The organism is Variovorax sp. YR634 (assembly GCF_900106655.1).
In the GTDB taxonomy this organism is placed as follows: domain Bacteria; phylum Pseudomonadota; class Gammaproteobacteria; order Burkholderiales; family Burkholderiaceae_C; genus Variovorax.
Window position 1 is genome coordinate 16,649 of the sequence record NZ_FNOL01000001.1, and the last position, 26,309, is coordinate 42,957.

Sequence of the window (26,309 nt, forward strand, 5' to 3'; positions counted from 1 at the left end):
CAGCAATCAGTGACAGATGCGCAGGGTAGTAGGCGTAGAAGACCCATCGACAGCGGCGCAACGGAATGTCGACATGCCGGACGCCCAAGATCAAGGGCAGGGCGGCCAGCGCGGAAAAGTTGCCGTTGACGATTGCGAGCGAGGCTGTCGCCAGGACCCACAAGAGCAACGTGACCCCATCGGGACGGCGTGCGAACCCCAGGCACCGAGACAGCAGAGCAGTGCGGGCCACCAGAACTCCACCAGCGCACCTCCTATGAGGAAGGCGATCAATGCCGCGACGCGCGCCACCGCGCCGCCGCGTTCGAGGAGCCACACGATCAAGGTCGCCAACCCAAGGGTCACAAGTATGTTCAACGGCCACCAGCCGACAAGGCGAACGAAAGCGGGTGTCGCCAGCAGCACGAAGACCGCCAGCCGCCTCATGACGCGCAGATGCATGCCGGCTTGAAACGCGCCGCGCCGCGCCAGGTTGGCCATGAGGACGAAGCCAAAGAGCGGCATCACCATGCGCCCCAGTGCGTAGAGCGTGGGGCTCGCGTCCAGCAGCAGGTACTTGTTGACGTGATCGCCGGTCATGAGCGCCAGGCCGACCCATTTGAGCGCCTCGAGGGAGCCGTCCGAGATCGACCACGCCGTCGCGGGCGCTGCGGGCTTCGCCAGGAAGGGCATCGACACGCCCTCGCACACCTGGGTGGTTTTTTCGGAATTTCTTCGTGCCTTCACTTGCCGGCCGTCCTTCGATGGTGTGGTCCCGCGCCGCCTAGACGCGCTCATGGTTGGGCGCTCCTCGGTCTCTGGCCATGCGCTGGCGCACATGCACCGGTGCGGGATGCGGGCGGCGATCCGGGAGATGGAGCGAATCGCCTTGCGCCAGCGCGTCGGCGATGCGTTCGCGGATCAGTTGGATCAGGCGCTGCTGGGAGTCCTGGTCGCTGGTCGCGCGCGTCGCGTACTGCTCGGCCAACGCCAGGCCGGCAGCCGCGGCGGCCAGTTGTGGATGCTGACGACGAATCTCGGGGGGTACCGTTTCGCCGCTTCGTATGCGCATCGCGCGCTCCTCCACGGCGCGAAGGTAGTCCGGTGTCTCGATGCTCCATACGGCACGCTGCGTGACGATTCTTTTCTCTCCAGTTAGCTCGCCCTGCGCATTGCGCTGCGCCACCAGGACTTTCACCGGACGTGCGCCGTGCCTCGTGAGGACCACCTGGTCGCCGATGCGCGGTCGTGATGCGGATTCCGCGAGCGCGCGTTCGAGGTCCGAACCCCAAACCGTGCGCTTGCCAGTCTCGGTGCGAACCGTCACGTAGAAGGACACGTGCTGCGCCGGATCGAATTGGTAGGGTGCGGCGGCCGCTGCAACCAGCAGCCCTTGAACGGTCGACCCGGGGGCCGCGCGCGGCGATCGATGGTCTTGCGGCAGCTCCGCCGGATCTGGCGCGGCATCGTGAGCCGCGCCGTGGCCGCGTGAACCATCGCGCGCCATCGCTGCCCCGCGTTTCTCCGGTGCGGTTCGGGGTGCCGGCGCCGAAGCGGCGCCCTTTTCATGGGATGGCTGAGATGGCTTCGAGGCGCGCTTCATCTGAAGGATTTCCACCTCCGTAGGTTCGTAGCCTTGGACCTCGATGCCGCGCAACGCGGCTTCGCGCCACATGCCCTGCCGGAAGCTCTTGGTGCCCTTGACGGTGAGAGCCCGCCAGCCGCGCGCTTCGGTGATCGCCACCACGCCGTGCAGCACCTCGCGGTTCTCGGTCTGCACGCGGATGCGGGCGCCGTCGTCGATGAAGGCGAGGGTGCGGTCCGGAAAGAAGTACCGGTTGTCGACGCGCAGGTAACGGCGTTCGATGGCATCGGGGACGCGGGGATGGCCGCGTCCCGCAGGAGGCGCGCTGCCCTGGACGGAGCCGGCCTCGTCGTGCGAAGTGGAACCCGAGGCGCCGGAAGGCGGCGGGCTTTCGGGGGAACGGTCGGTGGACATCGCGGCTCCTTTTGCGCTGTGTGTGTTGTCGTGCGGGGCGACTCGGACTTTCCGAACGGACGGCGGGCGTCAGTCCAGGATGCGCGCCATGAACTCGTCGGCATGGCGCTTCAGGTCTTCCTCGCTGAGCTTCTCGGTGGGAATCTCCACGTCATCGAAATCGAACGAGAAATCGTCCAGCTTCAGGTCGGCGGCGAGCGCGTCGCCGCCCCTGGTCGCGGCGGCCGTGTTCACTGGTGCTGGGCCATCGTCTTTCGGCGTGACGCCGGTGACGGCTCCCGAACCCGTGCCAGCCGCAGCGTTCCGTTCATCGAACACGGCCCGCTGAACGGGAGCCAGCGCACCGCCGGGCCTGCTCATGTCGAGCCTCGGCACCGGCGGCGGCGGTCGCTCGCGGGGGGCGAAGAACCGGTCGCGAAAGTAGAGGACGCGATGCGCCAGCACGGGCCGCAGGCCTTCGTAGAACAGGAGCATCCGGTCGGAACCGAGCTCCTTGACCTCTTGGGGCAGCAGCAGGCGGCGCGGTTGCTCGCTGATGCTCACCGTCGGTGCCTTGCCCGCCCCGCCCCACATCGGGCGGCTGACGTTCTTCTGCCGGACGGTGTAGGTCCCGAGCTCGCGGGAGATGGCCTCGGCGTCCTCGTACTCCTTGGGCGGGAACACGATGCGTGCGGCCAGCATCTTGCGGATCGACTTTGCGCCCTCGATGCCGTATTTCTCGATCAGCTGCGAGTGGGATTGCAAGATGACGACGGTGCGCACGTTGTAGCCCGGCAGGAAGGCCGTGGAGTCGGCGATGACCGGGATGCGTCCGAGCGCCGCGAATTCGTCAAGCATCAGGAGCAGTTGGTGGTGAAGCTGCGGGTCGCTTTCGGGGAGCACGCGCGTCTGAAGCCCGATCGCCTGCTGGAAGAACAGGTTCAGCAGCGGCTGCAGCCGGGCGATGTTGTCGGGGTTGATCTGCACGTAGATCGAGATCGGACGCTTGCGCAGATCCCGCAGGTCGAAATCGTTGGCCGAGGTGGCCGCATCGATCATCGGGTTGAGCCACAGGTCCAGGCGGCTGGTGAAGGTTTTGCGGATGCTCGAGGCCGTGGTGGGCGCCAGGTCGATCACGTCGTAAAGGCTCCGCACCGCCTCCTGCGACAAGGGATAGCCGGCGCGCTCGCAGGCGTCGATCACGCGTTTCCAGTGCTTCTGGAAGCCCTCCGCATCGCTGGCCATGCCCTGGCGCAGGACCTCGCCGAGGGTGCGCGTGGCGCCTTCGGTCTCGAAGAGGTAAAGGGCGATGCCCAGGAACAGCGACCGGGCCGACGAGCTCCAGAAGGGGTCCCCGGCCTGCGGATCGGGAAAGAGCATCGTGCCGATGCGCTGCAGGTCGTCGATGCAGCGGTAGGGCGCCTCGGACACGTAGCCCAGCGGATTCCAGCGTGCCGAGCACTCGCGTTCGGACAACGGATCGAACAGGTGCACCTCCTGCCCATGGGCCGCGCGAAAGCCCGCCGTGCGCGTGAAGTTCTCGCCCTTGATGTCACTGACGATGGTCGAACCGGGCCAGTTCAGCAGATTGGGAATGACCACGCCGACGCCTTTGCCGCTGCGCGGCGGGGCTTCAAGCTCCACACCTTGCTGGCCGGGCAACACCAGGTAGCGGTTGCCCAGGCGCCCGAGGATGATGCCGTGCTCCTGAAGCAGCCCGGCGCGTGAAATCTCGCGCCGGCTCGCGAACCGGGCCTCGCCGTGCAGCGGCCGGCGACGCGGCAGCATGGCGACGCCCACCAGGCCCAACGCCAAGCCCTGGGAACCCGCCAGTGATGCCAGGAGGGCGCGGCGCACCTCCGGCCGATCGCCGTAGGCCTGCCAGTATGCGTGCAGGGTCAGCAGCGTGACTTGCTGCGGGGGCAGCTTCATCGCCATCAGGAACGCGTGGCCCGCGACGTAGACGCCGACGGTCGCGGCCACCAGCAATGCGACCGCAATCCTGAAGGGGCTAGGCAAGCCTTCGGTTCTTGGTGCCAGGGTCATACCAGATCTCCCGCACGATGCGCCGTGGCCGGTCGTCCCGGCGTTCGCGCGCGCACTGCACGACGATGTCCACACTCATCTGCGCTAATTCCACGCCGTCGCGCGTGCTCATGCCCTGGCCCGCCTGGCTGCGCTTCATCAACTGCGCCAGTGCCACGAAGGCCATCTGCGCGCTGTCCGCATGCACGCTTGTGATCGAGCCGGGGTGGCCGGTGTTCACAGACAGCAGGTAGTCATAGACCTCTTCGCCGGTCCGCAACTCGGACACGAACACGCGGTCGGGGCGCTGCCGCTTGGCACCGGCGAGCAGCTGGCCGGGCGTGACCTCGGCTTGCCCCTGGGCGCCTTGCGAGTAGAAAAGCCTCACATGGTTGGGCTGATTGCGCAGCGACAGTTCCTTCACGTCCTCGATCGTGATCAGACGGTCCTCGGGTGGCACTTCGAGGATCAGCGCCTTGCCGACCGTGGTCTTGCCGGAGCCGGTGGCACCGGACAACAGGATGTTCTTGCGCCACTGCACCGCTCGGCGCAGGAAAGGCACGAACTCGCGACATGCGAGAAGTCCCGCCAGTTCCCGGTCCTCCGGTGCCAGGTTGTCCAGATCGGTTGGCCGCAGCGGGCAGGCGGGTACGCTGCATGTCGGCTCGAAGACGCGCAGATCCGCCAGCTCTTCGAGGCTCCAGAGCGTCTGGGATGGACGCCGGATCGTGATCGAGACGGTCCGCTCCAGCGTCGCCGGCGGCAGCACGATCTGGATTCGTTCGCCGCCCGGGAGGGTGGCGGACAGGAGCGGCTCGTTGGCCGAGATGCGCTGGTGCGTGAAGTTGGCCACGAGCTTGGCGATGGCCATGCACCAGTCGAAGCTCGCGAACGGCAACTCCTCGCGCAGCCAGCCCGAATGCCGTTCCACGAAAGCCACGCCGGGCTCGTTGATGCAGATCTCGGTGACCTCGGGATCGTCCAAAAGACGACTGAGCGGACCGAGGAAAAGGACAAGGGACGAGGGCGGCTTCGCGGGTGCCGCGACGGTCACGGAGCTGGTCGCCAATGGCAGGTCGCCGGTGGCGGCGCAGGGCTCGCGTTCAGGGATTAGCTGGGTCGCTTCGAAGCGCATAGACGCTCCTGAAATCCACATCGCGTGCGACCAGGATCTGGATTCGCTCGCCCTGGTTCTTGATGACGGTCGGCGGAATCGACACGGTGCTGCGCAGCACCTCTGTCATGACGTCGCGGCTGCCCTGCGGACCGAGCACCAGGCCGCCGCCGTTGCCGACCCTGGTGCCGCTTTGCTGCTGGGCGGCGATCGCCTGCATCGTGCCGTCGATCACCGAGATCAGGACCGCGGCACCGAAGCGATCCCAGAAGTGGGTGTCGACGAAACCGGGCAACCCGCTGCGTCCCAGTTCGTCGGTTCCGGGGGAGGCAAGCTGGACCACGACGCCGGTCGGGGTGCGCGCTTCGTTCCACACGATGAAGACGCGGCCCTGTCCCTGCCGCGGCGTTCCGCGCTGCTCGCCCACGTACTTGGTGCCGCGCTCCAGCAGCACGATCTTGCCGTCAGCCCCGTAGATGTCGCTGGCGCCGATGCAGGTGGTCATGCCCTCGTAGGTGGAGTCGATGGCGGTCTCCAGCGTGCAGTCGATGAATGCGCCCTTGGGCAGAAGCATGCGCCGTGTGGGCAGGGTCTGGGCGAGAACCGCCGGGGTCGGTGTCGGCCGGAGGCTCGCGGCAAGCTGACCGCCGCCGGATGCGGCCGAGCCGGCGCCAGGCGGCTGCAGCGCGCCGAACAGCTGGAACATGCCTGGCACGCCGCCGGCGGGCAGTACTGTCGGATCTGCGAACGTGCGCGGTACCGAAATGCCCGAGGGCTGGGTGGACTGCGCGCGCCGAAGCACCGGGGTGCCCAACCGCCGTTCCAGCGCGATCTGCTCGGGCGTCTTTTGCGGCGTGCCTGCGCTGACGGCCGTGGCCGACGGGGCAGGTGGAGTGCTGGCGATCGGCGGTGCTTCCAACGGTGCTCTCGGGGGATCGATGCGACCGAGTGGTGGCACCCTCATCTCGCCGCCGGCACGTGCCGAGACCGCTTTCCTCGCGGCCTCTTCGGCCTCGCGGGTCTTGGCGTACTGCGTGTTGTAGTACCAGAATAGGAAGCCGCCGCCGAGGAGACTGATCACAGTCAGCGCCAGGAACCCGCTGATGCGCGACTGGACAGAGCGCTCGCGATTGACCGACGGCATGGCGCGTTCGCCTCGGACCGTGGCGCGCTCGTCGGCGACCCGGGATGCGGCGCTTCCGGTGGCCGCCGCTGGTTGCCCAGAGAGGATCTCCCCGGTGCCGGGGTCGATCTCGGACGCATCGGAATGCGTCGGCGGATCCATTCGGGCGCCGCGGCGAGGCCGGTCGATCCAGGTCACGGCCGCTCTCCCGTCGCGGTGTGGCGCACATCTTCTGCGCTCGTGTGGGTCGGGGTGCGCGCGCCGCCGCCGACGAACGATCGGTTGACCACGCAGCCGACCAAGCCACCACGCCGCAGCACGAAGCGACGCGCCACGCGGTGGATCACGACCTCATCCGCTTCGACGTTGAAGTTCAACAGCGACTCGGATCCGTCGTCGTTGCGCACGAACATGGCGGGAAAGTCTGATTGCGCCTGGAAGCGCAGTCGCGTTTGCACGCCGTCGTCGTGGGCACTCTCGGGCCGGAGCGATTCGCTGCCGCAGAACCAGTAGTCGGCATTGCGTGGGCGCTTAGAAGCCTCTTCGTTCATGCGCGCTTCGGTCCTGCGTCGTTCCTGATCCGCTGCCGCGGCGCGGGCATCGTCCTCCGGGTAGGTGAAACGAATCGAATACACCATGCGCTTGGTCGCAGCGCCCGCGGGCGCGACGGGAGACACGATGAAGTCGAAGTGGTAGGCCCGCCGGTTCGTGAGGAGGGTGAAGTTGGTTGAGGCGCGCGCTTCGTTGGGCTTGATGAAGAAGTGGTTGCGCTCGGCGCCGACATCGAAGGCACCGTTGTCGCCAGCGCCGAGGTTCACGAACTCCTCGCCCTCGGCAAACTGCAGATGGATCTGGTAGCCCACATAGCCTTGCAGCGTGACGACGTCCTCGGCGTCGTAGGCAACCACACGCACCCGGGTATCGACTTTGCCGGTGGGCGGCACGGTCGCAGTTCGGCCGTGCGGCGCGGCAAATGCAAGACTTGCCGCCAATCCGATCACGAAGGCAAACCTGCGGTGCAGGCGCCGGGGCGTCATCGCGCCTCCTGCCTGCTCGGTGCAGCGCTGGCTGGGACGACCTCGGGCTCGCGGCGATATTCGACGACGCGAAAGCCCAGTGGATTGAGCGATCGCATCTTGTTGTCCGTCGATGGCGGGACATAGGCGAACTCGATCGTGGCGACCCAGTGGCTGGTCTGCTCCTCGCCGGTGCCGCCTGCGCGCGTCGAGCGGGCGAAGCGGACCTGTGCCAGCTTGTCCTTCCCGCTCTCCAGCTTGAGGAAGGCGACCGATCGCACCTGCGCGCGGATGGACGTGCCATCCTTGTAGGCGTTCAGAGGTGAGGCCGGGTTGTCGGCGGCCCAGGAAGCGGTCCACTCCTGGTTCAACCGAGGCGAGTTCTGCGAGGCGACCAGTTCGTAGTCCGCCTCCGCGGTGCCGTAGAAGTAACGCTCGCGCGCGATCACGTAGTTTTGCAGTAGGTTGCGGGTCACCACCTGCTCGATGTCGGTCGTGCCCTCGTAGGTGGGAACGATGTCGACGATCCCGCTGCTGCTGTCGACGCGGATGAGAACGGGAACGGGCTGCTTCAGCGGCGTGAGCCCGCTGACGGCCGAGACCGAGAGCACCGCGACCAGTGTCGCCGCTGCGGCCACGGTCCAGGCGATCTTGTTTGATCGCTCCGCCCGGCGCGCGCGGTCGAGTTCCCAGCTCTGGGCCTCGCTCAGGTAGTTTTCAAGGGCGGCGGTCCGGCGCATGGATCGCTCCTGATTCGGGAACACCATTCGGGATGTTGATCGGTGTGAGCGGACCTTCGCAATCCGGCGGCGTAGGCGGGCGAGTGCCGCATGCAGCCAGCAGAAGGGCAAACAAAGAAAGGATCGTCGAAGGCTTCATCTGCCCGCCCTCCGCTAGCGATTGCGCGACAGGCTTGGCATGACCTGTTCTCTTGGAAGCACGGTGCCGCCGTGACGCGCAGCGCCGACACTAGCCGTAGAAGCCACGCCGGCACCAATACGATTGCCGGCCGAGCGGCGGAACGAATCCCAGCGACTGCGGGGCTCCCGCCGCAAGCCGTCCAGCACGCCGCGACCGAACTCGTAACTCGTACGCTTGGCCCCGCCCATTGCCCACCGCGCCAGTCCGCTGGCGACGCCGAATGAACTGAGTGCGATGCCGCTCGCAAGCCCAGCCGCGATAGACATGATCTGACGCATGACCAGCAGCACCAGCGAAGCACACAGCACCATATTCAGTGCATCCACGGTCACGATGGCTGCGCCGCGTGCGGCCGTTTGTGCGGCGTAGGAAGAAACGATCTGGAGCATGAGGCTCGCCACCAGTGAGGTTAGGACGGCGACCAGTGCATAGTTGGCCAACTGGGCAATCCACGCCTCAAAGAATCGGCGTGTGGCCTTGAAGAAAAGCAGACAAATGAAAACGGGTCCCAAGGCGAGGATCAATGCCAACGCGAGCCTGGACAAAACAAGCAGGAAGAGCGCGTAGACGGCCACGCCTCCGATGACGAAGTAGACGATGGCTCCAGCCAAATAGAAGCCAAAGTCACCGTTCAATACACCGCCTTTGTTCCAAAGATTTGAAGCCACTGTCCCGCCTTTGTCCCATATCGTGTCAATCACTGACACAGGGTTCGATGCACCTGTGATCTTGGCCGCAAGTTGGACCGGTGCATTGAAGAAGGTGTCCACGATGACTCCGTTGTAAAGCCAAAGTCTCAGACCGACGCCCAGTACGATCGCGATGAAGATGACGCGCTTGACCCCCTCCCATATCGGTTCTTGAACTCTTCCGGTCAGGCTGAGGAATCCCCAAAGCATTACGTAGATCGTCGCGAGTGTTACCACTGCAGGCTCAATGGCACCGGCCACAGTCGCGGTTTTGGCCGCAAGGTATTCGGTCAATTGGTCGTTGAGCCACGTCCAGAATTGCTGAAAGAACATTGCTCGCCTCGTCGAACTTCATTTTCCGGAGCCGCTAGCAGGCGGCATCGTCGGCTGAAATCGATTCTGGAAGTCCCCATGCTCGGCCCTTGATGCTGCCGGCTTGGTCGTTTCGGACGGTACGCTCCCGGGGGACGCGGTTGGAGTCGAGTCCTGTCTTAGGAAGCGATAAATGCCTCCCACGGCAAGTACTGCAATCACAACGATGACGATCGTTGATTTGGACATCTCGATTCAGGGGGTGGGAACGAACCGTGTGTTGAACCCGCCATGGCCTGAGATGACTTGCTCCCGAGTGCGCTGCTGCTGGGCCGCTTCCTCGGCTCTTGCAATCTGATAGAGACTCTGCAGCTTCGTCTGCTCGTTGGTGAGCATGTTCTGCTCGGCCTGAATCCTTGCTTGCAGATCCTGGATCGCCTTGGGGTCCTGTGCGGAAGCGATGCGACTGATCAGCAGTTGCAGCGCCGAGAAGCGCTGACTGGTGTTCTGGTATGCGCTCTGGGTCATGCCGTTGAGCAGCGCCGCCGATTGCCGCCCTTGCTCGACGATCTGCCGCAACTCGGGACTGAGCGCCTCCATCTGTGTTCCGGAGAGGATGCTGTTGGCCTTCATGATCGACTGCACCTGGCCGGCCAGCCCCGCATAGCCGCCCGAAGTGCCGTTGAGCGTGTTCATCAGTTCGCCATAGCTGGGCGGCAGGTAGTTGCGCGCGAGCTCCGAGGTGGGTAGTAACTGCTCCATGCCGCGACTTCCCGTCATCGCGTTGTGGGTCTGGGTCAGCTGGTCCTTCGATTCCTTCAGTTGATCGTATTGCTTCTGCATCCCGGAGATCTGCTGCTGCCAGTACATGACCTGCTGAATCAGGTTGGCGACGGCCGTGACGTCGATCACCGGGATGCCGGCTTTGGCGTGCAGCGGTGCCAGCGAAGCCGCCGCAAGGAGGAAGGCAAGAAGGAACCTATGCATGGGAGTTCTCCTGGTGTGAGAGCGAACGGGGAGGGCGGTCAGCCAGCGCCTTGCGGAAGGGCGCGAGCCATTGGTCGGGATCCGGTCCGAAGGTCGCGATGCACTCGCGCATGAGGCGGACATTGCTCGTGCGCCCGGAAATGACGTGCAGCGCGTCATCGAAGCCGTGGAGATCGAGCTGCGCGACCACGCTGACATGGTGCTGCTTGATGAGGAACTGCCGGGAGCCAGGCTCGAGTTCCTGCTTGATGAGCGCGAACTCCCTGTCCGTCAGGTTGAAGCCCTGGGTGTACTCGTCGTAGTCCGCCTCCGGATTGGGGAACAGGATCTTCGTCGGCGTCTGCTCGACGATCGCGCGCGCGATGCCGGAATCGAGCACATGGCTGGTGCTCTGGGTGAACGTCGCGATGTTCGCGTTCTTCTTGCGCCAGGTCTCCAGGCCGTTCTTGGCGAACCTTGCGAAGGCCGGGTCGCTCAGGAGCTTGGCGAATTCGTCCATCCAGCACACCAGCGGGCGCCCATCCACCATCCGGTTGACCAGATGAAAGAGGTACATGGTCAGCGGCGCGCGCACGACCTCGTTGTCGAGGAAGTCGGTCACGTCGAAGCCGACCAAGGCGTGCCGGGCCAGCAACGGAGCCACGTCGTCGCGATCGTTGTCGAAGACCCAGGCATAGTCGCCGCGCTCCGAGGCGCACCATCTGCGAAGGCGCGCGTGCATCCCCTCGGGGTCCGTGATGTCGAGGAAGGCGACCAGACGGGACAGGCGCCTGAACGAGCGTTCGAGCTTCAGGGTGCCATGCAACGCTTGGTCGAGGTCGTCCTCCTGACGGACGCTCAAGCTATCGGTCGGCGTGCGCATGACCAGGCGCCTGAGCCAGTGCCGCATGAACTCGACGTTGTCGGTGACCGCATCGTCGAGCTGCAGCGGATTGCAGCTGGTTGGCACGCCGTTCTTCAGCGGGAGGTACCGGCCGCCCAGTGCCCGCACCAGGATGTGTAGCCCTTCGTCCTTATCGAAGATGACCTGCGTGGCATCTAGGCGATTGCAGATCGCCACCATGCAGAATCCCAGCAGCGTGGTCTTGCCGGTGCCGACCGGACCCACGCCCGTGATGTGTCCGACGTCACGGCGGCTGCCGCCGTCCGGGCTGCGCGGGTCGCTCGCATGCAGCGAGAAGTAGTAGGGCGAGCCGGCACGCGTCATGAACATGGCCAGCGCGTCGCCCCAGTAGTTGCCCGTGGCGCGGCCGGTCGGGAAGTTGTGAAAGGGCGACATCGCGGCGAAGTTGCGGCTGGTCACGGGCGCCTTGCGGCTGCGGTAGCCGAAGTTTCCCGGCAACTGAGCCCAGAACGCCGCCTCCAGCGCGAGGTCCTCGCGCGCCACCACCATTCCCGTGTCGCCCAGCAGGTAGCGGGCGCGGGCCACGTTGTCGTTGAGCTGCTTCAGGCGGGGCCGGCCTTCGGCCTCGCCGACGCCGTCGTAGGTGTCGGCCAGCACGTGCAGGCTGAAGTGGTGGTCGCCCATCACGAAGCGGTTGCTCATCAGGTCGTCCAGCGCGTCCTTGAGTTCCTCGGCCTGTGAGACCGCCAAGTCTCCGGCGGCCGCCATCCGGTGATGCTGGCGGCTCATCATGTCGGTCGCCGTGCCCTTGGCCAGGAAGGTGAAGCTTTGCGTGAGCACGAAGGGGAAGGGTGCGGTCAGCAGCGCGCTGAACATGCCCGGCGCCGTGGGCGTGGGGTACTCCTTGATGCCGAGGAAGGCGCCGATCCGCGTCTGGGTGCCCGTGCGGTATTCCATGGCTTCGTTGCCGAAGAAGGGCCGGGTGGTGGCCAGAACCTCGTTGAGGGGTGAGCGCGGCAGCGGCATGCGCTGCCATTCCCCGTTGACCAGCAGGCCGTGGAATTCCATCAGGGAGGAGAACAGCACATCCTCTTCGTGCAGGCGATAGATGCCCAGGGCTTCGGGGTCGTAGCGCTCCAGCGCCGCGAGCAGTTCCTGGCGCAGCTTGCCGCAGGCATCGAGGGCGTCGCGCAGTTCCGCCTGTGCACCCTCTGGGTCCGTGCGCCTGAACAGCCGCAATGCGGCGTTGCCTATGCGGGTCGGCTGCGGCCGGAAGACGACCGACAGGTACAGCTCGTTGACCATCAGGCGCTCGCCGGCCATCTTGCGGCGGTATCGCTGCTCGATTTCATCGGCGAACCCGGGAACCGTCCGCCCGGCCGGATAGCCTGTCTCGCGACGCCGGATCACGTGGGTCCACAGGGCCAGGTTGGGCGAGGCGATGTTGCGCAGCAGGACATTGAGGCGCTCGTGCCAGCTGTTGATGTCATCGTCGTCCGCGCTTTCGAAGCTCGTGCCGGCCAGGCGCAGCGTCTGCACATAGTCGCCCGCGCGCGTGCGGGCCACATGCTCGTCCACATGCGACGACAGTGGAATCATGGTTGCGGCGCCGGCTTCGCGGCGCAGCGTGTGCTCGGAACGTGACAGCAGCTTCATGGCGATGCCGTGTCAGACCACCGCCGCGGGCCAAGTCCGCATGCGGCGGCGCCCCCGCCAATCAGGCATGTCCAGCGCCAGGGGGCTGTACGAATTCGCACGCCAGAACCGCAGGTTGCCGCCGAGCATGGCGGGCAGTCGGGTGCGGCCCCACAGCTGCAGCAGGTCGAAGAAGCGCGGCTCGTACAAGCAGACCAGGTAGAGCACCCCGTGGATCGGCACGAAGGCCAGCAGCCACACGAGGCTCTTGGTCACGATGAACGACTCGGTCGTGACCACGATGTTGAACATCATGGCCGAGTAGGTGACGCCCCAGACCATCGACGGGCGTGTCATGCCGACGAACAGAGGATCCGCGGCGATGCCCTGGTTGCGACTCACGGTTCGCTCTCCCTCACACCCCGAACAGGCCCCGGATCCAGGAGACGATCTGGGGGCCGCCGAAGACCAGCACGGTGCCGATCACGACGGCGACCATCCACCACCAGCTCAGGCGGCCGAACCAGGCCATGGCGCCGGAGACCATCACGGCGACTGCCGCCAGTGGCGTCAGGATGGCAACGAGTTGCTGCTGGGTCGCGTTGGCGCCCGTCGCGAACGGGCTTCCGGCCCAGACGATGTCGGCCGGTGCGGCCGCGAGCACGGCGACCAGCAGGCATCCGATCCATCGGGTTCGGACGCCGAATCGCGCTGCGGGCCGGATGTGGTGGATCGAGCATGCGGTCATGGCGAGACTCCAGTGGCCGAGGAAGATCCCGCGGGCACTTGCCCAGACGGGGGCGCGAGAGAAACTGAAGCCGATGGGTCAATACGCCGGCTGCCGCCGTAGACGTCCCACCAGGGCGTTGGCGCCGCGCGCTTGCCGGCGGGGGCAGGGCCCTTGGTGGCCTGAGCGGCCATGGGCTTGGCCGCCGCGGTCTGGGCGGAGGTACGCGAGGTGGACGCGATCTCTCGCTGGATGGCCGCGATATCGCCGAGCGTGCGAACGCGCTGCGCCTCGGCTTCGGTCGCTGCCTGCATATCGGACGCGGCGAGCCGCTCAGCCTTACGGCGCGCGAGATCCTCCAATTGCGCTTGCGACTTCCCGAGCTCTTCGCGAAGGATCGCGATGCGGTCGTGGTCGCGCGCCGCCTGCTGCTGTGGACCGATGACTTGGGATGTGCCGGGCTCGGCCTGTGCCCACAGGGCGCAGGCGTGCGTCATCAAGCCAGCGACAACAAGCACGGGAGGCCAGGCCGCGTATCGGCCTTTGTCGGTCGCATGCCTGTGTTGAACATCGAGTGCTTGCATGGGCGCAATGTCCGCCTCCGCGCATGCGTGTGTCGACTATTGTTTGTGACAGTGGCATCGCAAAGCGAGGGGCGGCGATATTCGTGAGCGACGCGGCATAGCGATCCATCACGGACCAACGAGGCAGGGCCGCCTGCGCCAGGATGGCCCTGTCGCAGGTTTCGGCGGCAGCCGCGCAGCGTGCCATGGGGTGTAGGGGAACCGCATGGTTCGCGTCGAAGCCTGAGGAGCAAGTCATGGGCAACGTGGTCATCTTCGGCAACCAGAAAGGTGGCGTCGGCAAGTCGACCCTGGCGGTGCTGTACGCATGCTGGCTGGCCGAGATGCGACGCCAATCGGTGTGTCTGATCGATCTCGACGCGCAGGCGAACAGCTCGAAATCGCTGCGCAGTTCCTCGGCGATCGACGAGGCGGTGAAACTTTTCGGAGGGGACATCGGCGCGATCGTCCCGGCCCGCGCGCAGACCATTGCCCTGGTACCGCGCAGCAAGAAGCTGGCCGACGTCGAACTCGCGAGGGCGGAAGTCGTGATTCCCCCATTTCGCAGGAACGTGATTCGCCTGGCGCAGGAATTCGACGCAGTCGTGATCGACACGCCGCCAGCACTGGGCTTGCGCATGAGCGCGGCGCTGATCGCTGGCCATGCTGTGGCCTGCCCGATCGAGCTCGAGGAGTACAGCATCGATGGCGTCGCCGACATGCTCAAAACCATCTTTGGCGTCAGACAGCGCTACAACCCGCAACTGCGGCTGGCGGCCATCGTTTTGAACCGGTTCAATCCGCATTCGTCGCGGCAGAAGGCCGCCATGCAGGATCTGGCCTTGAACTTCCGGGAGTTCGTGATACCGGCACGGATCTCGACCCGCTCGGCCATTCCCGAGGCGCTGGCCGCGGGCGTGCCGGTATGGCGATTGCCCAAGAGCGCGGCCCGGGAGGCGAGCCTCGAGGTGATGCGGGTGTTCGAGTTGCTGCAGCAACGCATCGACGCCTCGAGCATGCCGGTGCCTGCGGACGAGCAGCCATGAATGCGCCCGACGGGCTGGACCTGAGTGTGCTGTCGCAGTTCAGGGCGGCTGATCTGCTCGCGGGCGAAGCGACCCCTGCGGGCGTGGGCACGCCGATGCAGGTGGCGCTCGATCGAATCGACCTCGACCCTCGCCAGCCACGCCGTCGCGTCCGGAGCGAACGCATCGAGGAACTTGCCGCATCGATCCGAGAGCATGGCGTGCTGGAGCCGGTATCGTTGCGATGCCATCCCGAACATGCGGACCGGTACATCGTCAACCGCGGCGAACGCAGGGTGCGCGCCGCGCGCCGGGCAGGGCTCGCCACAGTTCCGGCATTCGTGGACGAGCGGGTCGACCCGTTCGCCCAGGCCGCGGAGAACCTGCACCGCGAGGACATGTCGCCATTCGATCTGGCTTCCTTCATCGCCGACCGGGAACAGGAAGGCCATTCGCGCGCCGAGATCGCGCGACGCTTGGGCAAACCGCGTTCCTTCATCACCGAGGCCGCGCGGCTCAGCGACGCACCGCCGCAATTGCGGCAGGCGGTGGAGGACGGGCGGGTCGGAGGGGACGTGCGATTGCTCTACAAGTTGGTGGCCATCGCCAGCGATTGCCCGCACGAACTTGAGGAACTGCTGGCGCGGGGCGAGCCGATCGGACGTGCGCAGGCAAGACATCGCCCGCCGTCGTCCCAGTCCCTCCGCAGCTCGACGCCAGCGGCGCCCGGGAGCGGGCTTGCCAAGGTCATCAGCGCCGGCCGCACGGTGCTTGTGGTCGAGCATGGCGGACGGCGCGGATCGCTGCGCATCAAGGCGAAGGACGGCGACGTCGGGGAGGTCCGCTTCGGCGACGACACGCGTGCCTTGCTGCCGCTGGCGGACTTGCGGCTGGTGTGCTGGGCCACAGAAGATTAGGGATGCGGCCGTCGGTTGACGAGTTCTTGCGCCTGACGTGCGCGCGTCGCGGCGGGCGGTCTGGCGACGGGCAGTCGCTGTTGCGCCGGGTAAGACATGGGCCTGCTAGGCCACGACCGCACCTTTCATCGTGGCGAGCCGCCGCCGGTATTCGCGCGGCGTCATCTGCAGGTCGCGAACGAAGGCTCTGCGCATCACCTCCTGGGACCCGTAGCCGCATTGCCCGGCGATGGTCTTGAGGGGAAGTGGGCTCGTCTCGAGCAAACGGCAGGCGGCGTCGAGGCGGAACTGCTGTACGCTCCGTCCGGGCGGCAGACCCGTCGCGCGTTCGTAGAAGCGTGCGAAGGAGCGCGTGGACATGTGGACCTTCTGCGCCAATCGGGCGACGCTGAGGTTCTCTTGCAGATGCGCCGCGATCCACAGATGCAGCGTGCCGATCCGCGCATCGCTCGTGGGTGGCTCGATCGGCACCCGGCGACGGCGTGGCACGCCGTAGCGACGGCTGCGTGATCCGGCAAGGCGCGCGGCGAGCATGTCCGCGAACGCGGCACCTCGATCCTCCGCGATCCACGACAGCGCCAGGTCTTCGCCCTGGTCCGGTTCGATGACGCGCCAGCCATGCGCTTTGGTGCAGGCCGCGGGCAGGTCTGCGCGCTGCCCACGGCGCGGTGCCGGCGGCGCAGCGCGGCGTTGTCGCCGCACGGCGTGGACGTCTGGCGCACGCGGCAGCAAAGCTCGGGCGCCCAGGACGGCGCAGCGGCTCAATCGCCTCCGGTTCCGGGAGAGCCATTCGCGCAAATGCCGCACACCCGCCGGTCCAGCCGGGTCCGGATCGGGCTCGCCACTGATGAAGAGCGTGCTCGCCCGACCGACGAGCCTGTGCGGCAATGCACGCGTCGAGAGTGCCACGCCACTTGAACTCAGGGCTTGGCCGCCCGTTGCCGAGGCCAAGCGAACGTCGTAGCCGACGAGCTTGCCGCGCGTCCTGCGCAAGGCGGCATTGGCGGCCTTGAAGACCGCGAGCACGCGGATGATGTCGAGAAGAAGGAATCCGGGAAGCAGCAGGAGCCAGACCTTGTGCATCGTGAGGAGCCACCGTAGGGAGGATCAATCAGGAATCTCACGACGCTGCGCCGCACCGCGCCAGTGCGCGAAGCGGGGGGCTCGCGAGATTGGCAGAAATGGTGGTGAATTTTGCCTCCGGGCTCGGCCGGGCGCTTCTAGACTGTCGCATCCTTTGCCTCCATCACATGCTGAGTGGCCGCCGGGTGCAAACAGCAGGTCGGTCCAGTGCGGGTCGGTTCAAGGACTGGAGCCGCTGGCCTTCTCGATTGGCGGACTCCACACCGGGATCCTCGATGGTGCCCGCGAAAAAGGTGGGGGTGCCGACGACGCAGGAAGCGCACCTATGAACGAGTGGACCCAGGATGTTCTCGGTCGGTTGAGCCAGGCAAACGAGCCTTCTGAGGTGCTCGCGCAGATCAGCGTGGCAACCAGGCACCTTGGCTTCGAGCACTGCGCCTACGGGCTGCGCACGCTCGTGCCCTTCACCCGGCAGAAGACCTTGATGTTCAGCACATACGACGAGCGGTGGAACCACCGTTACATCAACGCCGGATACCTCCAGGTCGATCCCACGGTCGCACACGGCGTGCACAGCGGGACGCCCATGATCTGGAGCAACGAAGTCTTTCGGGAGGCACCGCAGATGTGGGATGAGGCGCGCTCGTTCGGCCTGCGCGTCGGCTGGGCGCAATCGGTCTTCGAGCCCGATGCGCGGATCGGCATGCTGACGCTTGCGAGGTCGAGCGAACCGCTGACGGCCGCGGAGATGCTCGCCAAGGACCCGTGGCTGCAGTGGCTGGTGCATACCGCCCACCGCGCGTTCTGCGGCCTCCTGGGAGGCAGCCCGCTGGAGCGGCTCGAATCGCTCACGAGACGGCAGGTGGAGGTGCTGTGCTGGACGGGCGATGGCAAGACAAGCGACGAGATCGCATCCATCCTTTGCATCTCGAAACCCACGGTTGAATTTCATTTGCAAAACGCAATGGCCAGATTGGGCGCGCCCACCAAGAGCTCGGCCGCAGCATTCGCTTCACGGCTGGGGCTCCTGAACTGAGTGGAGGGCCGCACAGGGCGCGCCAGCCCGGCTGCAGGGGACTCAACCGGCCGCGTCGGCGTGCCGGTCTTGGCGCGGACACCAGCTCGTGTCCACGTCGATGAAACAGGCAAAGAGATGCTGGCCCTCGATCAGCACCGGCGGCGCCGCGCGGTGCACGGACAGGCCCGTGCGACGCAGGATGCGCTCGATGCCCATTGGCGAGGCGCTGATGAGCCGCCGTCCTCCCTGCTTGGCAACGGTCCGCATTGCGACGCTCAGCATGTCCAGCGCGAGCGACCAGCCATGTGGACTCTCGCCCGCGTCGAGCCGCATCCAGTCGTCAGCGGCAAATCGCGACAGTTCCCAGACGTCAGGCGAGCACGGCGCGGGCGTGTCGCCGAGCAGTTGAGGAAAAACACTGGCGAGCAGATAGGGCCGGTGCGTGGGCAAGAGGCGGCTCGTGCCGACAATCTCCCCTTCCGTGTTGCGCGCGATCAGATAGATGGTGTCCTTCCGGTCAAATTCGTCCAGCTCCAGCCGACCGCGCGTATCGAGCTTCCAGCCCAGCTTCTCGACGAAAACCTCGTGCCGGTAGCGCGCCATGTCGAACAGAACGTCCGCCGAGAAAGAGTCGATGGTTCCCGCAATGATCTTCATGAGGTCACCTCGTTGAATGAGGTCCGCATTACAGCGTGATGACAGGAGCGGGGACACTGTCAAAGTTGATAGGGCGGCGAACGTCGCGACGAGCGCTCCATCGAGCGCCTGCGAACCATGGCGGATGGAAAGTTCGGTCTTTTTACCTATGGCCGCCGCGCGGTCCAGACGGTGAAGGCACCGGCCGCGACGATCAGCAGCACGCCGACGGCGGCCTGGGGCCGAGGCACGTCGGCCCAGACGAAAAACCCCAGCAGCAGGGCCCAGACGATCAGGCTGTAGCGAAAAGGTGTGACGACCGAGAGATCGACGCCGCGGCAGGCGACGATGAGCGCGAAGTTGCCCAGCGCCGCGCAACCCGCCGCCGCCGCGAGCATGCCGAGCTCATACCGCGTGAGCGTCGTCCAGCGTTCCACGAGACCCAGCAGCAGGCCCGCAAGGCACACAGCGAGCGTGGTCGCGATCGCAATGGTCGACGAGGGGATCGTGGCGGGGATGCGCCGTGTCACCAGGTCGCGCGCAGCCAACGAGGCGGCGCACAACAGCGCACAGGCAAGACCGACTGCGGGGACATCCGGCCGGGCGGCCGGCTGGATGACCAGCAGGACACCACCAAATCCCGCGGCAGCAGCCAACAGACGCCCACCACGCCAGGGCTCCCACCGCAGCGCCATCGCCGTGGCGGCGATCATCAGTGGCGCGGTCATCATGAGCGTGCTTACAGTCGCAAGCGGCGCCAGCGACAGGGCGACCACGGAGGCGAGGGCCGTCGTGACCTCGAGTCCGCAGCGCACCCCCACGAGCGGGCGCAGTGCCATTCGCCAGCTACCGCGCGTGCCTCGCGCGATGGCCAGGACGAAGATGGTCGCGAACGCACCGCGCACGGCAAGAACCTGCCCGGGCGGCAAGCTCTGCGCGGCCAGCTTCACGAAGACATCGTTGAAGACGTAGCAGCCCATGGCCACCAGCATGAGCAGGATCCCCCGGCGATTGGCCTGTGCGCTAGCCATTGGCGGACGATGGCGGCGTCGGGGTGGTGTGCGGAGCCATAGGGTCGGATGGCGGCTCCGGGAGCACCGAAGCGCCAGCGACACTTGCATCCACGCCCGTGCCTGGCCGCGTGCCGAGCGGCGCACCGCAGCGCCTGAGAACATCCCACAGCGCCTGTGCCTTCAGCACGATCTCCTCGACTTCGGCATCGGGATCGGACATGGCGACGATGGCACCGCCAGCACCGATGGAGATCCGGCCGTTGGCCGATACCAGCGTGCGGATCACGATGTTGAGCTGGGCCGCGCCGTTGAGCGACAGATAGCCGATGCTGCCCGAATAGATGCCGCGGGCGGCCCCCTCGAATTCGTCCAGGATCTTCATCGTGCGCACCTTGGGGGCGCCGGTCATGGAGCCGCCGGGGAACGCAGCGCGCACACAGTCGATAGTCCCCAGGTCCGCTCGCAGCCTCCCGCGGATGGTGCTGACCAATTGGTGCACGGTGGCATAGGTCTCGACCGCGAACAGGCTCGGCACGTGAACGCTGTCGATCTCGCACACGCGGTTAAGGTCGTTGCGCAGCAGGTCGACAATCATCAGGTTCTCCGCGCGGGTCTTCTCGTCGGCGACCATGGCGTCTGCGATCGCGTCGTCTTCGGCCGGTGTCGCGCCGCGTGCGGCGGTCCCCTTGATGGGCTTCGATTCCACCTCCCGGTCGCCGGAGATGCGCAGGAAGAGTTCAGGCGAGGCGCACAGCACGGCATAGCCGCCGATGCGCAGGTAGGCCGCATAAGGTGCCGGGTTGTGCTTGCGCAGGACCCGATAGACCTCCAGCGGTCGGATGCGTCCTTCACCGATCAACTGGTTCGTGAGGCAGACCTCGTAGGTCTCGCCCTGCAGGAGCTCGTACTGGCAGCGCAGGATGAGCTCCCGGTAGGTCGCCAAGTCCACCTGCCAGGCCAATGAATGCAGCTCGCGGGCTGCGTTTGCGCCGTCCTCCGGCCTCGCCACCTGTGCTTCTTCCAGTCGCTCGCGCATGGCCTGCATCCAGCGGCGATTCTCATTGCATGGTGCATCCTCATCGAGGCAGACGATCCAGACCTGCTGCTCGAGATGGTCGAAGGCAAGAAAGCGATCGGCGAGGATCCACATCGCGTCCGGGGTGTCCGCGTCGTGGGCGCGTGCACCGTCGAGCTCGCGCTTGAGCTCGTAGCCGAAGTAGCCTACGAAGCCACAGGCGAAGTCAAAGGGAAGTTTCGGGCCCGCTGGCGACTGGCCAGGGAGGTGGTCGCGCAGGTAGTCGAAGATGCTCTCATCTCGCACCTGGACGACGTTGCCCCGGCGCACCATCAGTTCGCGCGGTGCGGTACGGTAGTTCAGTACTTGGGTGCGCGGACCGCTCGCATCGCCCATGAAGGAGAAGCGCGCCCGCCCGGCTTCGGCGAGACTGCTGTCTAGCCAGAAAGCGCAATCGCTGTGCGCAAACGAGCTCATGAACACGGCCTCGGCATCGGCCACGGTGTCGATGCACTCGGCATGCAGCGACAACGCCTGCGGGCCTTCAAGGTGCAATGCGGGTCCGAAGCGATCCCGTGCCTCGCGTCGCGGCGCCTGCGCGAGCCATTCCAGCGTCAAGTCCCTGAAGTTGCGCAGTAGCCGCGCGCCGAATTCGGTGCAGATCGACTCCGGATGGAACTGCACCCCCCACCAGGGTAGCGAGACGTGGCGCAAGCCCATCAATGTGCCGTCGGACGTCCAGGCGAGCGGCTCCAGGGATGAGGGAAGCTGCGTGACCGCGAGGGAGTGGTAGCGGACCGCCTCGAAGCGGTCTGGAATGCCGGCGAAGAGATCGCGCTGCGCGTGCGACACACGATCGAGACGCCCGTGCATCGGCCGCACCGCCAGATCGACCCGGGCGCCGCAGTGGTGGGCGATGGCCTGGTGGCCGAGGCAGACGCCGAGCACGGGTTTGCGGGAACGCTGCAGCGCATCGGCCGAGATGCCGAGGTCGGCGCGTCGCTGCGGACGCCCGGGCCCCGGCGAGATCACGATGTTGTCGAAGTGCATGCGCTCAACCTCGTCCCAGTGCATCTCGTTGTTGCGCAGCACGATCGGTGGTTCGCCGTTGCAGGCCGCCAGGTACTGGTAGAGGTTGTAAGTGAACGAGTCGTAGTTGTCGATCAGCAGCGTGCGCATGGGATGCTCCTTGGCGGTTGGCGGTTGGCGGTTGGCGGTTGGCGGTTGGCGGTTGGCGGTTGGCGGAGCTGTGCATCGTTGAAGATCCCTGCCGACGTCGCAACTGCGCAATGTGCTAGTTGCTCGGCGTGGGCTGCTTGCCGAAGGGGCGCTGCAGGTCCCTGGTTGATCAGGGGCCACTCATCCTCTGCCCTGAACCCCGATCGCGGTGGGCAGGAACGTCTCCCATGCGGTCTCGCTGCCCGACGCTTCTCGTCTCATGGCCGGTGCGCGAACCCGATACTGCCGTCTGCGCCGACGCTCGCCGTCAGCCTGCGGCCAAGACGGGTTCGATCGACAAGGCCGCAGCCGATACGCGGGCGCTTCGACAATGCGCGGGTGATGACTGCGGCCGTCGTGAGCAGAAAAGTTGCGGATCGATCTGCGTACCGCACGGCGGTGTCAATCGAGGTCATGCCGAGCGATGCCTGCTCGAACGAGATGAAACACGCCGGCGCAGGGCGCGCTCTTCCCGCGACCTCGAGCCACTGCGCCGATGATGTTCCATGGGCCGTTGCCTGAGTGAGAAGGTGCGTCGCAGGCGGAACGAGCCGCCTTCGCGCGAGTCCACTCCGGCTCCTCGAACACACGTCCCATGGACTTGTGCTGGGATTGCTTCTGTCACTGCTTGCCGGCGCGTGTGGAGGGGGAGCAGAGACGGTCCTTCCATGACCGCTTCGGGACGCGCAGCCAAGCTGGGTTCCGGGCCAGCACAGGTCTGATGCAGCGATGAGGAGTTTTTGGAAGCGAGACGCCGCGCGCCATCAGGCCGGCCATCCGATTCGGGAGCGCCTGAACGGCGACGAAGAGCTGCAGCTTCTTCACATGCATCCGGACCACACCCACATTCAGGTCTGGCTGCCTGGCGTGAAGCTGTCCGCCATGGCGCACTGGAAAGATGGAGGCACTGCCCCTCAGGAAATGATGCTCGACGGCGTCCATGTGGATCTGAACTCCGATCTGGCGACGGTCTATCTGACGTGGCGATGCTGGGTGCCCAAGCGGTCAGGCATTCATCTGATGGAACTGCAGGTCGAGAACCCTTCGAGACTCCTGGAAGCAGGGCGCCAGCACGTCAACCATGACCGGTTGCCGGGTGCGCCGGCCAAGGGTTGAGTGAAGCAGAAACCATAGTTCGCCGCTATGAATTCAATTCACTCAATTGGGTTGATTGACGGAAGATCCAAACCTAGACTGGTCTCGGACCCCACGTGCGATCACCAACCAAACCAACCAAAGGAGAACCCCTTGTCCGATGAAACAAAGTGCCCCTTCCCGGGCCACCAGCGTACACACAGCTTTGCCGGCGCTCCTGCGAATACAGACTGGTGGCCCAGCCAGCTGAACCTGAAGCTCCTGCACCAGCATTCCGCCGAGTCCGATCCCATGGGCGAAGCGTTCGACTACACCGAGGAATTCAAGACCCTCGACCTTGATGCCGTGATCAAGGACCTCCATGCCCTGATGACCGATTCGCAGGACTGGTGGCCCGCCGACTACGGCCACTACGGGCCTCTCTTCATCCGCATGGCCTGGCACTCCGCCGGCACGTACCGCATTGCGGACGGCCGCGGCGGCGGTGGCCACGGCGCTCAGCGCTTCGCGCCCCTGAACAGCTGGCCGGACAACGGCAACCTCGACAAGGCGCGCCGGCTGCTGTGGCCGATCAAGCAGAAATACGGCCGCAAGCTTTCGTGGGCCGACCTGATGATCCTGACCGGCAACGTCGCGCTGGAGTCCATGGGCTTCAAGACATTCGGCTTCGCCGGCGGCCGCCCCGACATCTGGGAGCCGGAAGACGACATCTTCTGGGGCCCCGAAGGCAAGTGGCTGGCCGATGAGCGCTACAGCGGAGACCGCGTGCTGGCCGGTCCGCTGGCCGCCGTGCAGATGGGCCTGATCTACGTGAACCCCGAAGGACCGAACGGCAACCCCGATCCGCTCGGCTCGGCCCGCGACATCCGCGAGACCTTCGCCCGCATGGCCATGAACGACGAGGAAACCGTGGCGCTCACCGCCGGCGGCCACACCTTCGGCAAGGCCCACGGCGCGGGCGACCCGGGCCTGGTCGGCGCCGAACCCGAGGGAGCCGACATCGAGGAACTGGGCCTGGGATGGAAGAACAGCTTCGAAAGCGGCCTGGGTGTGCATGCCACCACCAGCGGCATCGAAGGCGCCTGGACCCCCACGCCCACGAAATGGGACAACAGCTACTTCGAGACGCTGTTCGGCTACGAATGGGAACTCACCAAGAGCCCGGCGGGCGCCAACCAGTGGAAGCCCAAGGGCAGCACGGGTGCGGGCACCGTGCCAGACGCGCACGATTCGGGCAAACGCCATGCCCCGATGATGACCACGGCCGACATGGCCATGCGCATGGACCCGGCCTACGAAAAAATCTCGCGCCGCTACATGGCGAATCCGGCGGAGTTTGCGGATGCGTTCGCCCGCGCCTGGTTCAAGCTGACGCACCGCGACATGGGGCCGCGCGCACGCTACCTCGGCGCGCTGGTGCCGAAGGAAGAGCTGATCTGGCAGGACCCGATTCCCGCCGTGAACCACCCGCTGGTCGATGACAAGGACGTCGCGGCGCTGAAGGCCAAGGTGCTCGCCTCCGGCCTGGGCATTGCGCAGCTCGTGGGCGCCGCCTGGGCTTCGGCCTCGACCTTCCGCGGCAGCGACAAGCGCGGCGGTGCCAACGGTGCGCGCATCCGCCTCGCCCCGCAGAAAGACTGGGAAGTCAACCAGCCGGCCCAGCTGTCGAAGGTGCTTTCGACGCTCGAAGGCATCCAGAAGGAATTCAACGGCGCGCAGTCCGGCGGCAAGAAGATCTCGCTCGCCGACCTGATCGTGCTGGCCGGCAACGCAGCGGTCGAGGCCGCGGCGAAGAAGGCCGGACAGGACGTGACGGTGCCTTTCTCGCCGGGGCGCGGGGACGCTTCGCAGGAGCAGACCGACGTCGAATCCTTCGCACCCCTGGAGCCGCAGGCCGACGGGTTCCGCAACTATCTGAAGAAGGGTATCGACTCGGCCACCGCTGCCGGCCTGCTGCTCGACAAGGCGCAGCTGCTGACCCTGAGCGCGCCCGAGCTGACGGTCCTGGTCGGTGGCCTGCGCGCCCTGAACGCGAACGTCGGGCAGTCGCAGAACGGTGTGTTCACCAAGCGTCCGGAGACTCTCAGCAATGATTTCTTCGTGAACCTGCTCGACATGAACACCGGGTGGAAGAAGTCAACGACGGCTGAAGGCGTGCTGGAAGGCCGCGACCGGAAGACGGGCGAACTCAAGTGGACGGGCACCGTCGTCGACCTCGTGTTCGGCTCCAACTCGCAGTTGCGCGCGCTCGCGGAAGTCTATGGGGCCAGCGACTCGCAGAAGGCCTTCGTACGGGACTTCGTGGCCGCCTGGACCAAGGTGATGAACCTCGATCGCTTCGACCTCAAGAAGTGATCGGGCGGTGATTGAAGGCGACCGGTTCCGGTCGCCGCCGAGTGAGTGACAGCAGTGCAGCCCCGGCCTGGTTTCGGATGATCCCGAACCAGGCCGGGGCGCATCCAAAAAAATGACGGCAGGAGACAACCATGCTAGTCGTGAAGAAGGCGCCTGCGGAGTCGATGGAATTCTTCCAGCCCGAGCAGTGGATGCATCTGCTCGAGCAGCTCGACATCATCCTGGCGACGGTGCAAACCGACGACACCAATCCCATACTTCGCCGTTTTGGCGTGCGCCGGCGCTCTGCCATATTCCGTCGCCTGATGCAGGAGCGATGGCGTCTCGTCAAGGAGATAGAAGCATTCGGCCAGGCCGGACTTCTCGCCTTCGCGAAGAACCAGATGCCGGACGCATCGCCGTCGCGCCGCCATCTCGACGTCGAATTCAAGCTCCTGGGCGAAGCGTTCGATCAGTGCTCCAAAGACCTGTCGCCCGATACGCAGGCCGCGCTGAGAAAGTGGCTGCTCGCGCGCTCGCACATGCATCAGGAGCACGCAAGGTTTCTGGAGACCTACTGACGGGCGCGGTGTGGAGGCTGCTACTGTTGTCGGTAACGGCTATCGGCCTTCAACAACAGGAGCTTCCATGAAACCCCAGCCCATCGAATACGCCAATGCCTCCGTCGAAGTCAAAGCCGTCTTCGACGACATCAAGACCTCGCGCAACGTGCCCGACGTCAACAACTTCTGGAAGTACCTGGCCAACGACCCCGTCGCGCTCAGGCGCACGTGGAGCAGCCTGAAGGAAGTGATGGCACCGGGCGCGCTCGACCCGGTGGTGAAGGAGATGGTCTACCTCGCTGTGAGCGTCACCAACAACTGCGGCTACTGCATTGCGAGCCATCACGCCGGCGCCGAGAAGGCGGGCATGACGCCCGCGATGTTCGCCGAGCTGATGAGCGTGGTCGGCATGGCCAACGAGACCAACCGGCTCGTCAATGGCTACCGCGTGCCGATCGATCCGGCCTTCGACAAGTAAA

General features: G+C 65.9%; 24 protein-coding genes. 7 read left to right on the top strand and 17 right to left on the bottom strand.

Going from position 1 to position 26,309, the window contains the following annotated elements:
• Positions 1–90: 90 nt before the first annotated feature.
• From BLV60_RS00115 to BLV60_RS00175, 13 genes are all read right to left on the bottom strand, one after another.
• The gene (locus BLV60_RS00115; RefSeq protein ID WP_256328763.1) at positions 91–726 is read right to left on the bottom strand and encodes a TraX family protein; all 636 of its coding nucleotides are present in this window, start codon (positions 724–726) and stop codon (positions 91–93) included.
• A gap of 37 nt (positions 727–763) precedes the next feature.
• Positions 764–1,978: an LPD7 domain-containing protein gene (locus tag BLV60_RS00120; RefSeq protein WP_093048041.1), complete on the bottom strand. Its 1,215-nt coding sequence runs from the start codon at positions 1,976–1,978 to the stop codon at positions 764–766.
• 69 nt (positions 1,979–2,047) lie between these two features.
• A complete protein-coding gene (locus BLV60_RS00125) occupies positions 2,048–3,940 on the bottom strand; it encodes a type IV secretory system conjugative DNA transfer family protein (RefSeq protein WP_256328832.1) in 1,893 nt (630 codons plus the stop codon).
• A gap of 28 nt (positions 3,941–3,968) precedes the next feature.
• On the bottom strand, positions 3,969–5,117 hold the full coding sequence (gene virB11, locus BLV60_RS00130) for a P-type DNA transfer ATPase VirB11 (RefSeq protein ID WP_093048043.1): 1,149 nt from the start codon (positions 5,115–5,117) through the stop codon (positions 3,969–3,971).
• Positions 5,086–6,417, bottom strand: a complete 1,332-nt coding sequence (gene virB10, locus BLV60_RS00135; RefSeq protein ID WP_093048044.1) for a type IV secretion system protein VirB10 — start codon at positions 6,415–6,417, stop codon at positions 5,086–5,088. Before virB10 ends, virB11 begins: the two co-directional genes overlap by 32 nt.
• Positions 6,414–7,256, bottom strand: coding sequence for a TrbG/VirB9 family P-type conjugative transfer protein (locus BLV60_RS00140; RefSeq protein WP_093048045.1), 843 nt, complete (start codon positions 7,254–7,256; stop codon positions 6,414–6,416). Before BLV60_RS00140 ends, virB10 begins: the two co-directional genes overlap by 4 nt.
• The gene (locus BLV60_RS00145) at positions 7,253–7,975 is read right to left on the bottom strand and encodes a VirB8 family type IV secretion system protein (RefSeq protein WP_093048046.1); all 723 of its coding nucleotides are present in this window, start codon (positions 7,973–7,975) and stop codon (positions 7,253–7,255) included. Before BLV60_RS00145 ends, BLV60_RS00140 begins: the two co-directional genes overlap by 4 nt.
• A gap of 153 nt (positions 7,976–8,128) precedes the next feature.
• Positions 8,129–9,178 carry a TrbL/VirB6 family protein gene (locus BLV60_RS00150; protein WP_093048047.1) on the bottom strand — a complete coding sequence of 350 codons (1,050 nt, stop codon included), beginning with the start codon at positions 9,176–9,178 and terminating at the stop codon, positions 8,129–8,131.
• A gap of 234 nt (positions 9,179–9,412) precedes the next feature.
• Positions 9,413–10,144, bottom strand: a complete 732-nt coding sequence (gene virB5 / locus BLV60_RS00155) for a P-type DNA transfer protein VirB5 (protein WP_093048048.1) — start codon at positions 10,142–10,144, stop codon at positions 9,413–9,415.
• Positions 10,137–12,644: a VirB4 family type IV secretion/conjugal transfer ATPase gene (locus BLV60_RS00160; protein WP_093048049.1), complete on the bottom strand. Its 2,508-nt coding sequence runs from the start codon at positions 12,642–12,644 to the stop codon at positions 10,137–10,139. The genes virB5 and BLV60_RS00160 overlap by 8 nt, the downstream gene beginning before the upstream one ends.
• A gap of 12 nt (positions 12,645–12,656) precedes the next feature.
• On the bottom strand, positions 12,657–13,025 hold the full coding sequence (locus tag BLV60_RS00165) for a VirB3 family type IV secretion system protein (RefSeq protein ID WP_093048050.1): 369 nt from the start codon (positions 13,023–13,025) through the stop codon (positions 12,657–12,659).
• A 13-nt stretch (positions 13,026–13,038) separates the two neighbouring features.
• Positions 13,039–13,371: a TrbC/VirB2 family protein gene (locus BLV60_RS00170; RefSeq protein WP_093048053.1), complete on the bottom strand. Its 333-nt coding sequence runs from the start codon at positions 13,369–13,371 to the stop codon at positions 13,039–13,041.
• A complete protein-coding gene (locus BLV60_RS00175; protein ID WP_256328764.1) occupies positions 13,368–13,934 on the bottom strand; it encodes a hypothetical protein in 567 nt (188 codons plus the stop codon). Before BLV60_RS00175 ends, BLV60_RS00170 begins: the two co-directional genes overlap by 4 nt.
• Positions 13,935–14,170: 236 nt before the next feature.
• Between BLV60_RS00175 and BLV60_RS00180 the strand changes: the two genes are divergently transcribed.
• Both BLV60_RS00180 and BLV60_RS00185 read left to right on the top strand, forming a co-directional pair.
• The gene (locus tag BLV60_RS00180) at positions 14,171–14,959 is read left to right on the top strand and encodes a ParA family protein (RefSeq protein WP_093048055.1); all 789 of its coding nucleotides are present in this window, start codon (positions 14,171–14,173) and stop codon (positions 14,957–14,959) included.
• The gene (locus BLV60_RS00185; RefSeq protein WP_093048076.1) at positions 14,956–15,855 is read left to right on the top strand and encodes a ParB/RepB/Spo0J family partition protein; all 900 of its coding nucleotides are present in this window, start codon (positions 14,956–14,958) and stop codon (positions 15,853–15,855) included. The genes BLV60_RS00180 and BLV60_RS00185 overlap by 4 nt, the downstream gene beginning before the upstream one ends.
• Positions 15,856–15,960: 105 nt before the next feature.
• Here the strand turns inward: BLV60_RS00185 and BLV60_RS00190 are convergent, their stop codons facing one another.
• On the bottom strand, positions 15,961–16,938 hold the full coding sequence (locus tag BLV60_RS00190) for a helix-turn-helix domain-containing protein (RefSeq protein ID WP_093048079.1): 978 nt from the start codon (positions 16,936–16,938) through the stop codon (positions 15,961–15,963).
• Between the two features lie 325 nt (positions 16,939–17,263).
• Between BLV60_RS00190 and BLV60_RS00195 the strand changes: the two genes are divergently transcribed.
• Positions 17,264–17,974 carry an autoinducer binding domain-containing protein gene (locus BLV60_RS00195; protein ID WP_093048082.1) on the top strand — a complete coding sequence of 237 codons (711 nt, stop codon included), beginning with the start codon at positions 17,264–17,266 and terminating at the stop codon, positions 17,972–17,974.
• 42 nt (positions 17,975–18,016) lie between these two features.
• On the opposite strand, the gene BLV60_RS00200 is transcribed toward BLV60_RS00195, so the two are convergent.
• From BLV60_RS00200 to pabB, 3 genes are all read right to left on the bottom strand, one after another.
• Entirely contained in the window at positions 18,017–18,613 is a 597-nt protein-coding gene (locus BLV60_RS00200) for an acyl-homoserine-lactone synthase (RefSeq protein WP_093048085.1), read from the bottom strand.
• 146 nt (positions 18,614–18,759) lie between these two features.
• Entirely contained in the window at positions 18,760–19,623 is an 864-nt protein-coding gene (locus BLV60_RS00205) for a DMT family transporter (RefSeq protein WP_256328765.1), read from the bottom strand.
• Positions 19,616–21,799 carry an aminodeoxychorismate synthase component I gene (gene pabB / locus BLV60_RS00210; protein ID WP_093048090.1) on the bottom strand — a complete coding sequence of 728 codons (2,184 nt, stop codon included), beginning with the start codon at positions 21,797–21,799 and terminating at the stop codon, positions 19,616–19,618. The genes BLV60_RS00205 and pabB overlap by 8 nt, the downstream gene beginning before the upstream one ends.
• 768 nt (positions 21,800–22,567) lie before the next feature.
• Between pabB and BLV60_RS00215 the strand changes: the two genes are divergently transcribed.
• From BLV60_RS00215 to BLV60_RS00230, 4 genes are all read left to right on the top strand, one after another.
• Positions 22,568–22,954: a DUF2169 domain-containing protein gene (locus BLV60_RS00215; RefSeq protein WP_093048105.1), complete on the top strand. Its 387-nt coding sequence runs from the start codon at positions 22,568–22,570 to the stop codon at positions 22,952–22,954.
• A gap of 132 nt (positions 22,955–23,086) precedes the next feature.
• Entirely contained in the window at positions 23,087–25,288 is a 2,202-nt protein-coding gene (katG, locus tag BLV60_RS00220) for a catalase/peroxidase HPI (RefSeq protein ID WP_093048108.1), read from the top strand.
• A gap of 131 nt (positions 25,289–25,419) precedes the next feature.
• Positions 25,420–25,848: a hypothetical protein gene (locus BLV60_RS00225; RefSeq protein WP_093048129.1), complete on the top strand. Its 429-nt coding sequence runs from the start codon at positions 25,420–25,422 to the stop codon at positions 25,846–25,848.
• 67 nt (positions 25,849–25,915) lie between these two features.
• On the top strand, positions 25,916–26,308 hold the full coding sequence (locus BLV60_RS00230; protein WP_093048132.1) for a carboxymuconolactone decarboxylase family protein: 393 nt from the start codon (positions 25,916–25,918) through the stop codon (positions 26,306–26,308).
• The last annotated feature ends 1 nt before the right edge of the window (position 26,309 follow it).

Coding starts and splice junctions, on each gene's coding strand:
- BLV60_RS00215 (WP_093048105.1), top strand. CDS start 22,568: ATGAGGAGTTTTTGGAAGCGAGACGCCGCGCGCCATCAGGCCGGCCAT.
- BLV60_RS00175 (WP_256328764.1), bottom strand. CDS start 13,934: ATGCAAGCACTCGATGTTCAACACAGGCATGCGACCGACAAAGGCCGA.
- BLV60_RS00170 (WP_093048053.1), bottom strand. CDS start 13,371: ATGACCGCATGCTCGATCCACCACATCCGGCCCGCAGCGCGATTCGGC.
- BLV60_RS00120 (WP_093048041.1), bottom strand. CDS start 1,978: ATGTCCACCGACCGTTCCCCCGAAAGCCCGCCGCCTTCCGGCGCCTCG.
- BLV60_RS00140 (WP_093048045.1), bottom strand. CDS start 7,256: ATGACGCCCCGGCGCCTGCACCGCAGGTTTGCCTTCGTGATCGGATTG.
- BLV60_RS00205 (WP_256328765.1), bottom strand. CDS start 19,623: ATGGCTAGCGCACAGGCCAATCGCCGGGGGATCCTGCTCATGCTGGTG.
- virB11 (WP_093048043.1), bottom strand. CDS start 5,117: ATGCGCTTCGAAGCGACCCAGCTAATCCCTGAACGCGAGCCCTGCGCC.
- BLV60_RS00150 (WP_093048047.1), bottom strand. CDS start 9,178: ATGTTCTTTCAGCAATTCTGGACGTGGCTCAACGACCAATTGACCGAA.
- BLV60_RS00230 (WP_093048132.1), top strand. CDS start 25,916: ATGAAACCCCAGCCCATCGAATACGCCAATGCCTCCGTCGAAGTCAAA.
- BLV60_RS00225 (WP_093048129.1), top strand. CDS start 25,420: ATGCTAGTCGTGAAGAAGGCGCCTGCGGAGTCGATGGAATTCTTCCAG.
- BLV60_RS00145 (WP_093048046.1), bottom strand. CDS start 7,975: ATGCGCCGGACCGCCGCCCTTGAAAACTACCTGAGCGAGGCCCAGAGC.
- BLV60_RS00195 (WP_093048082.1), top strand. CDS start 17,264: ATGAACGAGTGGACCCAGGATGTTCTCGGTCGGTTGAGCCAGGCAAAC.
- BLV60_RS00180 (WP_093048055.1), top strand. CDS start 14,171: ATGGGCAACGTGGTCATCTTCGGCAACCAGAAAGGTGGCGTCGGCAAG.
- BLV60_RS00185 (WP_093048076.1), top strand. CDS start 14,956: ATGAATGCGCCCGACGGGCTGGACCTGAGTGTGCTGTCGCAGTTCAGG.
- BLV60_RS00190 (WP_093048079.1), bottom strand. CDS start 16,938: ATGCACAAGGTCTGGCTCCTGCTGCTTCCCGGATTCCTTCTTCTCGAC.
- virB5 (WP_093048048.1), bottom strand. CDS start 10,144: ATGCATAGGTTCCTTCTTGCCTTCCTCCTTGCGGCGGCTTCGCTGGCA.
- BLV60_RS00160 (WP_093048049.1), bottom strand. CDS start 12,644: ATGAAGCTGCTGTCACGTTCCGAGCACACGCTGCGCCGCGAAGCCGGC.
- BLV60_RS00200 (WP_093048085.1), bottom strand. CDS start 18,613: ATGAAGATCATTGCGGGAACCATCGACTCTTTCTCGGCGGACGTTCTG.
- pabB (WP_093048090.1), bottom strand. CDS start 21,799: ATGCGCACGCTGCTGATCGACAACTACGACTCGTTCACTTACAACCTC.